13 protein-coding genes and 1 pseudogene are annotated in these 12625 nt (G+C 67.8%); 7 read left to right on the forward strand and 7 right to left on the reverse strand.

Annotation, left to right across the window (positions count from 1 at the left end; all coding sequences use genetic code 11):
• The 4 genes and pseudogenes from RTN46_RS04965 to RTN46_RS04980 form a co-directional block, all read left to right on the forward strand.
• Positions 1-444: pseudogene (locus RTN46_RS04965) on the forward strand (hypothetical protein); the annotation flags it as partial.
• Positions 445-491: 47 nt separating this feature from the next.
• Complete coding sequence (locus tag RTN46_RS04970; RefSeq protein WP_312179524.1) at positions 492-1454, forward strand: MoxR family ATPase; 963 nt, start codon at positions 492-494, stop codon at positions 1452-1454.
• Positions 1455-1466: 12 nt separating this feature from the next.
• Positions 1467-2759, forward strand: coding sequence for a DUF58 domain-containing protein (locus tag RTN46_RS04975; protein WP_312179503.1), 1293 nt, complete (start codon positions 1467-1469; stop codon positions 2757-2759).
• Positions 2760-2801: 42 nt separating this feature from the next.
• Positions 2802-3482: a DUF4166 domain-containing protein gene (locus RTN46_RS04980; protein ID WP_312179505.1), complete on the forward strand. Its 681-nt coding sequence runs from the start codon at positions 2802-2804 to the stop codon at positions 3480-3482.
• On the opposite strand, the gene RTN46_RS04985 is transcribed toward RTN46_RS04980, so the two are convergent.
• From RTN46_RS04985 to RTN46_RS05000, 4 genes are all read right to left on the reverse strand, one after another.
• Positions 3479-4561, reverse strand: coding sequence for a hypothetical protein (locus tag RTN46_RS04985; RefSeq protein ID WP_312179507.1), 1083 nt, complete (start codon positions 4559-4561; stop codon positions 3479-3481). The genes RTN46_RS04980 and RTN46_RS04985 overlap by 4 nt on opposite strands.
• Complete coding sequence (locus tag RTN46_RS04990; RefSeq protein ID WP_312179509.1) at positions 4545-4922, reverse strand: chorismate mutase; 378 nt, start codon at positions 4920-4922, stop codon at positions 4545-4547. The genes RTN46_RS04985 and RTN46_RS04990 overlap by 17 nt, the downstream gene beginning before the upstream one ends.
• A gap of 70 nt (positions 4923-4992) precedes the next feature.
• Positions 4993-6129, reverse strand: coding sequence for a tRNA 2-thiouridine(34) synthase MnmA (gene mnmA / locus RTN46_RS04995; protein WP_312179510.1), 1137 nt, complete (start codon positions 6127-6129; stop codon positions 4993-4995).
• Positions 6126-7352 (reverse strand): cysteine desulfurase family protein, encoded by a 1227-nt coding sequence (locus RTN46_RS05000; protein ID WP_312179512.1) that lies wholly within the window; start codon positions 7350-7352, stop codon positions 6126-6128. Before RTN46_RS05000 ends, mnmA begins: the two co-directional genes overlap by 4 nt.
• Positions 7353-7623: 271 nt before the next feature.
• Here RTN46_RS05000 and RTN46_RS05005 point away from each other — a divergent pair, with 271 nt between their 5' ends.
• Genes RTN46_RS05005 through RTN46_RS05015 form a run of 3 tightly spaced genes read left to right on the forward strand, consistent with a single transcriptional unit; the run spans position 7624 to position 9892 of the window.
• Positions 7624-8583 (forward strand): J domain-containing protein, encoded by a 960-nt coding sequence (locus RTN46_RS05005; RefSeq protein WP_312179514.1) that lies wholly within the window; start codon positions 7624-7626, stop codon positions 8581-8583.
• A gap of 23 nt (positions 8584-8606) precedes the next feature.
• Positions 8607-9074, forward strand: a complete 468-nt coding sequence (locus RTN46_RS05010; RefSeq protein WP_312179516.1) for a tRNA (cytidine(34)-2'-O)-methyltransferase — start codon at positions 8607-8609, stop codon at positions 9072-9074.
• 14 nt (positions 9075-9088) lie between these two features.
• Positions 9089-9892, forward strand: coding sequence for a methyltransferase domain-containing protein (locus RTN46_RS05015; RefSeq protein ID WP_312179518.1), 804 nt, complete (start codon positions 9089-9091; stop codon positions 9890-9892).
• A gap of 2 nt (positions 9893-9894) precedes the next feature.
• Here the strand turns inward: RTN46_RS05015 and RTN46_RS05020 are convergent, their stop codons facing one another.
• Genes RTN46_RS05020 through RTN46_RS05030 form a run of 3 tightly spaced genes read right to left on the reverse strand, consistent with a single transcriptional unit; the run spans position 9895 to position 12476 of the window.
• Positions 9895-10647, reverse strand: a complete 753-nt coding sequence (locus tag RTN46_RS05020; RefSeq protein ID WP_312179520.1) for a PIG-L deacetylase family protein — start codon at positions 10645-10647, stop codon at positions 9895-9897.
• Positions 10644-11588 (reverse strand): electron transfer flavoprotein subunit alpha/FixB family protein, encoded by a 945-nt coding sequence (locus RTN46_RS05025; RefSeq protein ID WP_312179521.1) that lies wholly within the window; start codon positions 11586-11588, stop codon positions 10644-10646. The genes RTN46_RS05020 and RTN46_RS05025 overlap by 4 nt, the downstream gene beginning before the upstream one ends.
• Before the next feature lie 48 nt (positions 11589-11636).
• Complete coding sequence (locus RTN46_RS05030) at positions 11637-12476, reverse strand: electron transfer flavoprotein subunit beta/FixA family protein (protein WP_312179523.1); 840 nt, start codon at positions 12474-12476, stop codon at positions 11637-11639.
• Between the last annotated feature and the right edge of the window lie 149 nt (positions 12477-12625).

Consider the following 12625-nt stretch of genomic DNA (forward strand, 5'->3'; position numbering starts at 1 on the left):
CCGGCCGGCACGGCACCCGTCAACCCGTTCTCGCTGCTTCCCGACTGGGTGAACCCCCTGCTGGCTTGGGTACTTGTTGTCGCTGCGCTCGCCGCGTTGTGGCGTGGCCGCAGGCTGGGACCCCTGGCCCTCGAGCCCATGCCCGTCGTGGTCCGGGCCGCAGAAACGGCGGATGGCCGGGCGAGGCTGTATCAGGACAGCCGGGCGTTGGACCGTGCCGCGGCCAACCTGCGGGCGGCAACGCTGACCCGGCTGGCCGCACGGCTGCGGCTGGGCCCCGGAAGCACTGCCGCTGCCGTCGTGGAAGCTGCTGCCCGGAACACTGGGCGTTCCGCCGCCGAACTGGACAACCTGCTCAACCGAGACGTACCCAAAAACGACAGTGCCCTGGTGACCTGGTCGCAGGAACTGCTGGACCTAGAGGAAGAGATAACCGAATCATGACCCAGCCCCATCCAGCGGTGCCCGCAGCCATTCAAGCCGGCGGCACCATGGCCGAACAGGATGAGAGCGCCCGCCGCGCACTGCACGGCGTCCGCCAGGAGGTTGCCAAAGCCGTGGTCGGCCAGGACGCTGCCGTGACGGGACTGATCATTGCCCTGCTGGCCCGGGGCCATGTGCTGCTGGAGGGTGTTCCGGGCGTGGCCAAGACGCTCCTGGTCCGAACCCTCGCCGCCGCACTGTCGCTGGACACCAAACGGGTGCAGTTTACGCCCGACCTGATGCCCGGCGATGTGACCGGCTCCCTCATCTACGACGGCCGCACTTCAGAGTTCAGCTTCCGCGAGGGTCCCGTCTTCACCAACATCCTGTTGGCGGACGAAATCAACCGCACCCCGCCGAAGACCCAGGCCTCGCTCCTCGAAGCCATGGAAGAGCACCAGGTGTCGGTCGACGGCGTCTCCCGCCCGCTGCCGGACCCGTTTATGGTGGCCGCGACGCAGAACCCGGTGGAGTATGAGGGCACCTATCCCCTCCCGGAAGCCCAGCTGGACCGGTTCCTGCTCAAGCTGACCCTGGACCTCCCCGGACGCGAGGAGGAGATCGAAGTCATCCGCCGGCACGGAACCGGTTTCGATCCGCGGAACCTCGCCGCCGCCGGGGTACGCCCGGTGGCGGGCGAAGCCGACCTGCGCCATGCCCGCGCAGCGGTGGCCCGGGTGGAAGTCTCCCCCGAAGTCCTCGGCTACATTGTGGACCTGGTCCGTGCGACCCGCTCCGCACCGTCTTTCCAGCTGGGTGTCTCGCCCCGCGGCGCGACCGCACTGTTGAACACCGCCCGGGCCTGGGCCTGGCTGTCCGGACGGACGTTCACCACGCCGGATGATGTCAAGGCCCTGACGCTCCCCGCCCTGCGGCACAGGGTGGCGCTGCGGCCGGAAGCCCAAATGGACGGAGTCAGCGTGGATGACGTGCTGGGAAGTATCCTCGCCACCGTCCCGGTCCCCCGGTAGGCGGCGAAGCCGATGGCTGTCTCAGGCCGGCTCGTTGTCCTCGCCGCAGTGGGCGCCGCCGCGGTGTTCCTCTTCCCCGGAACCGGCACCTTCCTTTTCTGGCTGGGGCTCCTCGCGGCCACGGCTGCGGTGGACCTGGCACTCGCTGCCCCGCCGCTGCGCGCCCGGCTGGAACGGCAGCTGCCCCAGACCGCCCGGCTCGACGAAGAGGTCTCCGCGCCCGTTGTGGTCCGCAATGATTCCGGACGGACCATGCACGCGCTGCTCCGGGACGCCTGGCAGCCCTCTGCCGGGCAGAAGAATCCAGTCCGACGGCTGACGGTGCCTCCCGGTGAGGCCCGGATCGCTTCGGGGACGCTGCTTCCGGAACGCCGCGGTGAACTCCGCACCGCCCATATCACCATCCGTTCCTTCGGTCCCCTGGGCATCGCCGCCAGGCAGCGGACGCTCACGTACCCGGGTTCGCTGCGTGTGCTGCCGCCCTTCCGGTCCAAGCGCCACCTGCCGGCCAAGCTGCGCCGGCTGCGCGAACTCGATGGGAACGCCTCCGTCCAGCTCCGCGGTGCCGGGACGGAATTCGATTCCCTGCGCGATTACGTCCGCGGTGACGATGTCCGGTCCATCGATTGGCGCGCGACGGCGAGGCGCCAGGAGACCGTCGTGCGCACCTGGCGTCCGGAACGGGACCGGAGGGTCATCATTGCATTGGATACCGCGCGCACCTCGGCGGCCCGCATCCTGGATGAGCCCCGGCTGGATACCGGCATCGAGGCGGCCCTGCTGCTGGGCATGCTGGCCCACGGCGGCGGCGACCGCGTCGATTTCATCGCCTTTGACCGGCGGGTACGTGCCCGGGTGGCCTCGGCGGCGAAGGGAAATCTCCTCTCCCGCCTGGCGACCGCGATGGCTCCGCTGGAGGCCGAACTGATCGAAGCGGATTTTTCCCTGCTGCCCGGCGTCGTCCAGTCCGTGTCCTCACGGCGCTCCCTGGTGGTCCTGGTCACCTCGCTCGACGCCGGTGCCGTGGAGGAAGGGCTTTTGCCCGTCCTCCCACGGCTCCTGGCCAAACACGTTGTGGTTGTGGCCTCAGTGCGGGACCCTGCCTTGGATGAGCTGCGGTCCGAACGCAGCACCGCCGCGGATGTTTTCCGTGCGGCAGCAGCGGAGCGGGCCCTGCTTGACCGGGCAGCTGTCACCGCTCAGCTCAAGTCGATGGGTGCCGAGGTAGTCGATGAGACGCCGTATGAACTGCCCCCCAAGCTGGCCGACATGTATATCCGGCTGAAGGCCTCCGGGCGGCTCTAGCAACACGCTGTATGAGCAGGGACAGCAGCGTAGGCTGGTGCCATGACTGACGGGTCCCTCTACCAGCGGGTTCTGGGCGCCGATTTCGACCGGCTACAGCCGGAGCTGCAGGACTATTTTTCCCTCTCGCCGGGGGAAGGACGCTACGGCTTCGGGACCGGAATCTTCGATGTTGCCGGCAGCCCCATCGCCGCACTCCGGCCGGCCTTCACGGCCCTTCCAGTCACCAACGCGTTCTTCCCCGAGTTCGGCCGCGGCGTACCATTCACCATCCGCAACTTCCCGCATCTGGATCCCTTCGGCCGGCCATCCCTGACCGCGGTGCGGAACTTCCGATTCGACCGCACCGAACGCATCTTCGAGGACACCACGTCCCTGACCTCCCCTGCCGGGCTCACGGACTACATCGGGCGGCGCCGGAACCTGGCGACCGACCTGGAACTCACAGTGTCGGACGACGGCAGGCTGCATATGCATTCCCCGCATACCCGGCTTTTCCTGGGCCGCCTGCGGCTGCCCGTTCCGGTCCTCGCCGGTGCCGACGCCCATGCCGAACAATGGTGGGACGGGGCGAGCAGCCGGTTCCAGATCCGTACCCTGGTCCGGCAGCGGCAACTGGGTGCCGTGTTCGTTTACGAGGGGAGTTTTTCCTACGGCTACCGGGAGTTCGACGGCGTGCTGCCGCAGGATGTTGAGCCGGAAAAGTGGGAGCGGCGGCTCTAGCCCTCCGCGGCCAGCTGGTCCAATGCCGAGGCGGTTTGGGTGAGCCGCGCCAGCACCCGGCGTGCCGATGCAGGCGCCAGATCCGCAAGGCCGCCGTCGGGCGTGAGATACAGTGCGGGCAAGTCCCGCAGCGGCAGTCCAATTCGGGACCACGGCCCGGTGATGTCTTCCACCAGGGCGGTGACCTGGCGGGGTTCCGCCCCGGCCGCGGGCAGCGGCAGCGCCCCCAGCCAAATCTGCTTTCCTGCCTCGATGGCTTCCGCTATGCCCTCCCAGTCCCGGCCTGACAACCCGCGCAGCGGGACGGCCACGCCGTCGGCACCGGCACCCAGGGCCAGGTCGAAACCGGATTTCGCCTGTCCGTGCCCGGCGGAGGGCAGGCGGAGGACGACGTCGGAAGCTCCCGCAGCGGTCAGCGCCTCCCGGATCAGGGTCCACAGAAGCGACGCCTCCTGCGGCGGGATGGAACGAAGCGTCCGGTAGCCGCTGGCCGTCGGAATCCTTCCGCCCAGGACCTTGTCCAAGGCTGGTTCGTCAAGCTGGACCACCAGGGAGGCGCCGCGGGCCACTTCCCGCACCCGTCCCACGAAGTCCGCGGCACCGGCTGCGAGTGATTCGGCGATCTCCCGGCGGGCGCCGGCATCGGACAGCGCACGTTCCCCGTTGTGGAGGTGCAGGCCCGCAGCCAGCGAGAGGGGCCCCTGCAGCGAGACGCCCAGGCTCCGGCTGGGGCTTTCTTCTTCGCCGATGACGTCGGCCAGGGCATTAATGTCGCGGGAGAGCAGTGACACTGCGCGGCGGTGGTCAATGCCGGGTCGGTCTACCAGCCGCCAGCCGTGGGGCTGCAGGTCCACCGGAAGGTCCACGAGCATCCCGGCGGTCCGTCCGACGGCGTCGGCTCCGACGCCGCGCTGCGGCAATTCAACCAGGAAAGGCAGGTGCGGGTCTCCGAGTTCCCCGCGGATGATCTTGGCCGCCTCGACGGGGTCGCTGCCCGGCCAGGAACCGTGGCCGGTCGCGGTGACCCCGGACGGCCGGGCCGGTTCTCCCGGGGTGGCCGGCTCAGGCTTCCGCTGCATTGCTTCCGCCGTTGCGGGTTTCGGAGATGGCCTGGTGGTGGCGGATGACCTCGCTGATGATGAAGTTTAGGAACTTCTCCGCGAACGCCGGATCCAGCTGGGCGTCTTCGGCCAGGCGCCGCAGCCTGGCGATCTGGGCCACTTCCCGGCCCGGGTCGGCCGGCGGCAGGTGGTGCTCGGCCTTCAGGTGCCCTACCCGTTGGGTGGCTTTGAAGCGCTCCGCCAGCAGATAGACGAGGGTGGCATCGATGTTGTCGATGCTGCTGCGCATGGCAAGCAGTTCGGACATTACCTCATCGGCTACCGTCCCGGAGAGGGAGCTGGCCCTGGGGTCGAAATCGTCGGCGGGTGTTTCACTCATGCCTCCAGTTTAGGGTCCTAAACCGGAGCCAGGTTTTCAGGTTACGCACCCCTCCAGGCGGCCAGGGCCGTTACGAGACGGCGGCCGGGTCCCATTCCAGCGACCGGGCGGAGTCGATGGTCGCCTGGCCCAGCACCCGGGTGCCCTGGTAAATCACGACGGTCTGGCCGGGGGCGACGCCGCGCATCGGCTCGTTGAGGCGGACCACGAGTTCGGTGCGGCCTTCGTCGCCGGCCTCCATCCAGGCGGTCGCCGGGACGGGATCACCGTGGGCCCGGACCTGCGCCGTGCACTCGAAGACGTCGCCGGTCTCCACTTCGCGGATGGGCAGTCCGGCCCAGGAGACCTTGATGCCGCGCATCTGATCGATGTCCAGCAGCTTCTCCGGCCCTACGATCACCTTGTTTTCCTTGGGCCGGATTTCCAGCACGAACCGGGGCTTGCCGTCTGAGGCCGGGCGTCCGAGCTTCAGGCCCTTGCGCTGGCCCACGGTGAAAGCGTTCGCCCCGGGGTGCGTGCCGAGCTTCTCGCCCGTGGGGTCGACGATCTCGCCCTCGGTCATGTCGATGCGTTCTTCGAGCCAGCCGCGGGTATCGCCGTCGGGAATAAAGCAAATGTCGTGGCTGTCCGGCTTGTTAGCGACTGACAGCCCCCGGCGCTCTGCTTCCGCGCGGACTTCGGCCTTCGACGGTGTCTCCGCCAGCGGGAACATGGCGTGCTTGAGCTGTTCGTGCGTGAGGACGCCCAGCACGTAGGACTGGTCCTTCGCCCAGTCGGCGGCGCGGTGCAGCTCCGGGTTGCCGTCGGCGTCGGTAATCACCTTGGCGTAGTGCCCGGTGCATACGGCGTCGAACCCCAGGGCGAGTGCCTTTTCCAGCAGCGCGGCGAACTTGATCCGTTCGTTGCAGCGCATGCACGGATTCGGGGTGCGCCCGGCAGCGTACTCGGCGACGAAGTCATCAACGACGTCCTCCTTGAAACGCTCGGAGAAATCCCAGACGTAGTAGGGGATGCCGAGGATGTCGCAGGCGCGCCAGGCGTCCCGGGAGTCCTCGATGGTGCAGCAGCCGCGGCTGCCGGTGCGCAGCGTCCCGGGCATGCGCGAGAGCGCCAGATGGACCCCGACGACGTCGTGGCCCGCCTCAACGGCCCGTGCTGCGGCTACGGCGGAATCGACTCCGCCGCTCATTGCTGCCAAAACCTTCATGATGTAAAACCTGTTCCTGCTGTCCGTATGCTGCTTTCGGTGCCTGCCATGCCGGCCTTTTTGGCCCGTTCATATGCTTCGGGCAGGGCGTCTATCAATGCGTCAACGTCGTCGGCCGTGGAAGTATGCCCGAGGCTGAATCTCTGGGCGCCCCGTGCTTCTGCCTCCTCCAGCCCCATAGCCAGCAGCACATGCGAGGGCCGGGGCACGCCTGCGGTGCACGCCGAACCGGTGGACGACTCTACTCCCGCCAGGTCCAGAAGGAAAAGCAGGGAATCGCCCTCACAGCCGGGGAAGGTGAAGTGCGCGTTGCCGGGCAGCCGGCGGGTACCATCCTCGTCGTCGCGCGGACCGCGCAGCACGGCGTCAGGAACCACGCGCTCGACGGCGGCAATCAGATGATTGCGCAGCGTGCGCAGCCGGGCGCTTTCTTCGGGGAGGTTCTCGGTGACTTCGCGGGCAGCGGCCGCGAACGCGGCGATGCCGGGCTTGTCCAGTGTTCCTGAGCGGATGTCTCGTTCCTGCCCGCCGCCGTGCAGCACGGGAGTCAGCTTTACGGCGCGGCCGACAACCAGGGCTCCGACGCCAACCGGTCCCCCGATCTTGTGGCCGCTGACGGCCATGGTATCGAGGCCGGATTGCCGGAAGTTCACCGGCACCGCGCCGAAAGCCTGAACGGCATCGGAATGAACGGGCACCCCAAAGGAGTGGGCGAGTTCGACCAGCGCGGGAATGTCCTGAAGCGTACCCACTTCGTTGTTGGCCCACATAACGGTCAGCAGGGCGGTGGAATCGCCGTGCTGCTCGAGTTCGTCCCGCACGGCGTCCAGCGAAACCACTCCGTCGGCGTCGACCGGGAGCCACACGACGGTGGCTCCTTCATGCTTTTCGAGCCACTCCACGGTGTCCAGCACCGCATGATGCTCGACCGGGGAACAGAGGATGCGCGTGCGCTGCGGATCCTCATCGCGCCGGGCCCAGTACAGGCCCTTGACGGCCAGGTTGTCGCCTTCGGTGCCGCCGGACGTGAAGATGACCTCCGAAGGGTGGCAGCCGAGGGCCGCCGCGAGGGTTTCGCGGGAATCCTCCACCACCATCCGGGCACGCCGTCCGGAGCCGTGCAGCGACGAGGGGTTGCCGCTGCGGCTTAGTTCACTGGTGAGTGCGGCGAGGGCCGAAGCCGATATCGGCGTGGTCGCCGCGTGGTCAAGGTACACGGGCACCAGACAATTCTAGCGGTTGGGGGCCGGCCCGTCCGCCCGCGTGCTGAACCTCACTGCCCGACCCGCCGGCTTTGGTTCGCTAAGTGGCCTGGCTGCGGCCTGCTTCGGCGCTGCCCGCCCGCTGCGAACTGCAGTCCGCCTGAGGCTAGAATTAGTTCTCCACGGACAGCGAACCGGACCGGCACCTGCAGCGTTGGAACAGAGAGGGCTTCCAGGGCGCCGCGAGGCGCCGGCTGCCCAGAGCGCCGGTGCGCAACCGAAAGGATCAGCAGTGACTCCCCCAGCCAAAACGCTGTACCAGGTATTGGGGGTCACGCCGTCGGCCACTGCCGAGCAGATCAGGTCTGCCTACCGCCGCGCAGCACGTGAAACCCATCCCGATCACGGTGGAAGCAGCGAAAGCTTCCACCAGGTGTCGGAGGCCTACCAGGTTCTCTCCAACGCCGACCAGCGGGCGGCCTACGACCGCCGTCTGGGCCGCGCTTCAAGTGCGGGATCACCAGCTGGCAGTTCCCCGCTGCGGCCTGAGCCAGCCCGGGGCGCCCCCGGACCCGGGCGGCCGGCAGCGAATCCGGACTTCGGCAAGCCGCCGGTCTTCGAACCCGATTTCAGTCCGCAGCACCCACCGGTCGTCCCGTTGTCCGTGCTCGGACGCCAGGTCAACGGCCAGCCGGAACGGCCCGGGCTGTTCAAGCGCATCGGCTCCTCGGCGGGAGCGCGGTTCGACGCCGAGAACCTCACGATCGGGCTGCTGTCGAATTCCCTGCTGCCCGATTATCCCGCCGGCCGCCTCGTGAACAGCCTCCGGGTCCCCGACACGGGCCCCCGCGGCGGAGCCCTCGAAATAGGCCACGTACTCCTGGGTGGCTACCGGATGGCTGTCATCGATTCGCTGATGTCCTCGCCCGGCGCCTATTACTGGGACGGGGTGGCGCTGCGCCACCGCGGCCACCCGGTCGGTTCCCTGCGGCTGGCAGATGCCGTACGTACACTGCAGGACAGGTTTCCCCATATCAACGTCTGCGGCTGGCTGGTCCTGCACAGCCCCAACGGCAACCCGTTCGAGCCGATCATCGACTCTCCCCCGGATCTGCCCGAGGCTGCGCCCATTGATGTGGTGAACCCGGGAACACTGGCCAGGGACCTTCGTCGGTTCTTCAGCACGGGCCCCCGCCCGAACACCGTTCTGCTCCCCGCCCTTGGCGCACTGATCGATGCGTCGGCGCAGTAGAAGACCGGGCATAGGATAAAGACGTGTTCCGCATCCTCTTCTATACCCCTGAAATTCCGGGCAATACCGGCAACGCCATCCGCCTTGCCGCGATTACCGGCGCCGAGCTGCACCTGGTGGAGCCGCTGGGCTTCGACCTCGAAGACTCCAAGCTGCGGCGTGCCGGACTGGATTACCACGATCTTGCCGTCCTGCACGTCCACCCGAATCTCGACGCTGCCTGGAAAGCGCTGGCGCCGGAGCGGGTCTTCGCCTTTACCTCTGACGGTGAAACCACCTACACGGATATCAACTACCTGCCCGGAGACGTCCTCCTCTTTGGGCCGGAATCGGTTGGACTGCCGCAGGAGGTAAAGACGGACCCACACGTCACTTCCCGGGTCCGGCTGCCTATGCTGCCGTCCCTGCGTTCATTGAACCTGGCGAACTCCGCCTCCATTGCTGTCTACGAAGCCTGGCGCCAGCAGGGCTTCGCAGGAGCCCAGCTCTAGCCCAAGGAGACACCATGTCCGACCAGCACCCTCTTGCCCCAACCTTTGATTCCGGGGCAGCAGATTTCGAGCGACTGGCCCCATCCCTGTGGAATCCCATGGGCAATGCCCTAGTGGCGGCGGCGGACGTCCGGATCGGCGACCATGTCCTCGACGCCGGCTGCGGCGGCGGCGCGATCACCATTCCGGCGGCGCAGACCACCGGCCCCGATGCGGTCGTCGACGGGGTGGACATCTCTGCCGACCTGCTGGCAGTAGCGGGCGCGAAGGCGGAAACCCTTTCCCTTGGAAATGTCGCCCTGCACCAGGCAGATGTCCTTCAGTGGCAGCCGGAAACCAAATACGACGCCGTACTCTGCGGCTACGCCGTATTCTTCCTGCCGGATATGGACGCTGGTGCCCGCCACCTGGCCTCACTGCTTCGCAGCGGCGGCACGCTGGCGCTGAGCACCTGGGCCGATGGTTCCCTGACAGAGTTCACCAGCGTCCTCTACCGGCACTGTGTGGCCGAAAACGGGCAAATCGAGGTGCCCACGGCCGATGCGCGGGAAAATATGCTGCGCATCAACACCCCGGAGAAAGCCACGGCGTGGCTTGAAGGCCTCGGCCTCGAACAGGTGAAGGCCGTTCTCACGCCCGTACCGGTGCAGCTAAACCCGGAGCTGGCCTGGTCTCTGGTGCTGGGCAGTGCGCTGCGGCTGCTGCTGCCCCAGGACCCGGACGCCGTCGAACGGGTCCGGGATGGATTCCTGGCCGAGCTGGGTCCTGAGTACACCCTGAACGCGGACACCCTGATGGTGACGGCGCAGAAACCCTAGGTCTAGAAACCCGCGATGGTGGTGGGTGTATTCACACCCACCACATGGAAGGCCTCAGCGCTGGCGCCGGCCGGGAGGCCGTGCCGCTGGGCGTTCTCTTGCAGGAAGCCGCGCACGGAGCGATCCATACCCTCAATGTCCGGATGCTGGCTGGCGTGCACCCGGATGGCGGCGAGCTTGCGGTCCAGTTCGCGGGTGATGTCCACGGCATGGTTTTCCCGTTCCGTGGGCGCACCGTAGAACCAAAGCCACGGCACCTTATACGCCTCCAGCCCGCCGGCGGCGAGTTCCGGGTAGGCAAACGGATTCTCCGCTGCCGGGTACACCGCCCGGGTCACTATTTCGCCGCAGGCCAGGTGGTCCGGGTGGCTGGCCTGGATCCGCGACCAGTTCCGTTCGGGGTGCATGGACAGCACGACGTCGGGACGGACCCGGCGGATCAGCTCCACCACGCGTCCGATCACTTCATGGCCCACCGCCAGGAAACCGTCGCGTTCACCAAGGAAATGGACCTGCCCGGCGCCAACAATGTCCGCGGCGGCACGCTGCTCGCTGCTCCGCAGGTCACTCACACCGGAGCGGTCGCCTGGTTCAAACCCGCCGGCGTCGCCGTCGGTCATGATGCAGTAGGTGACCTCAGCCCCCTGGCCAGCCCATTTAGCCAGCGTGCCGGCGGCCCCGAAATCGATGTCATCGGGGTGGGCGGCAAAGGCCAGGACCCGTTTCACCGATGCGCCAGCCGGGAAGGTGCTCACGCCCTGCGCCGCCGGATTTCCTCCACTGCCTGCGGAAGGACGGTGAAGAGGTCGCCTACGACGCCGAAGTCGGCGATTTCGAAGACCGGGGCGTCGGCATCCTTGTTGACCGCGACAATCACCTTGGCGGTTTGCATCCCTGCCTTCTGCTGGATCGCCCCGGAAATGCCGGCGGAGACGTACAGCTGCGGCGAGACTGTCTTGCCGGTCTGGCCCACCTGGGCGGAGTGCTCGATCCAGCCGGCATCCGTGGCAGCGCGGGAGGCCCCGACGGCGCCTCCCAGCAGGTCCGCGAGTTCCTCGAGCGGTCCGAAGTCGCCGTCCACTCCGCGGCCTCCGGCCACGATGACGCGGGCCTCGGAAAGCTCCGGACGCCCGCTCACACGCTTCTCGGAACGCTCCGTGACCACGGCGGCGGGCCCGGCATCCGGCACGGCGACGGTGTGGCGCACGGGGGTTCCGGCTTGCCCGGCAGCGGCAGGTTCCACGGAGTTTGCCTTGACAGTGATGATCGGGACGCCTGTTTCCACCCGGCAGGTGGAGGTAAAGGACCCGGCCAGCACGGACTTGGTGACCGAAAGGTCCGGTGCAACGGCAACGGCGTCGGTGATCACCCCAGACCCGAGCTTGATGCCCGTGCGCGCCGCAACCTCGCGGTCCTCGAAGGAGTTGCCCAGCAGCACGGCGTCAGGGCCGGCAGCACGGACTGCTTCGGCGAGGAACGCGGCCTTGGCCGCTACCAGCACGTCCGGCAGGGGCTGTGCGGGTTCGTAGAGTGCTGCGGCGCCGTGGCTGCCCAGCTCGGCAGCAGCCTCGTCGGACAGCGCACGCGGGGATGCCACCAGCGGTTCGCCGATCGACGCGGCGATTGCCAGCAGTTCTCGTGCCGCCCGCGGCAGCGGCAGGGACGGAACGTCAATGAAGACCAATACGGAGCCCATGGGGCGCTCTCCTAAGGGTGCGGGCGCGTCGGCGCCGTGACGGACGTGCTAGATAAGTTTCTGCGAAGCGAGGTAATCCACCAGCTTGATGCCGGCGTCGCCGTCGTCACTGATGATGGTTCCCTGGCCGCGCGCGGGACGCGGGGCCGAGGCGGCAACGGATGTCCAGGATCCGGCAGCCCCCACCTGTGAGGACTCGAGGCCGAGGTCCTGGAGCGAGAGGACAGCCACGGGCTTCTTCTTGGCCGCCATGATGCCGCGGAAGTTCGGATAGCGGGGTTCGTTGGCCTGGTCCGTTACCGAGACCAGTGCCGGAAGCGGTGCCTCGATCACTTCGGAGTAGGAGTCCCCGTTCCGCCGGGCACGCAGCGCCGGGCCGTTCGGGGTGTCCACGGTTTCCAGTTCCGCCGCGAAGGTCAGCTGCGCGAAGGCCAGCCGTTCGGCCAGCTGGGCCGGGACCAGCGAGGTCTCTCCGTCGGTGGACGCCATCCCCGTGATCACCAGGTCAACCGGACCGTCGTTTTCCTGCAGGTGGCGCACGACGGCGGCGAGCGCCAGTGACGTCCCGGCGGCGTCGGACCCGGCGAGGGCATCGTCGAGCAGGTGCACGCCCTTATAGGCACCGATTTGGAGGGATTTCTTGACGGCGTTCACTGCGGCTGCCGGGCCCATGGCGACGGCCGTGACGGTGTTGCCGCCCTTTTCGCCGCCGCGCGCCTCAGCCAGCTGCAGCGCGGCTTCGAGGGCGTATTCGTCCAGCTCGGAGAGGATGCTTTCCGAGCGGTCAAGTGTGTGGCCCGGGCCGGCCAGCTGACGATCGAACTGCGTGTCCGGGACGTGCTTAACCAAAACGACGATGTTCAGCGGCCTGTTGGCTGACTCCTGCATTCCGGCCTTTCCTGTAGGACGATTCCGCCGGGTGGGTACCGGGGATCCTCCGCCCGTCGGCGGCGACAGATTCTAGCTAATCACACGCTGGCCCCGGGCTCGAATGCGGGAGATTCCCACCGCGCCAAACTCACCGCACAAAAAACGTG

The sequence above is a fragment of the Arthrobacter sp. genome (assembly GCF_031988865.1).
Lineage (GTDB): Bacteria > Actinomycetota > Actinomycetes > Actinomycetales > Micrococcaceae > Arthrobacter_B.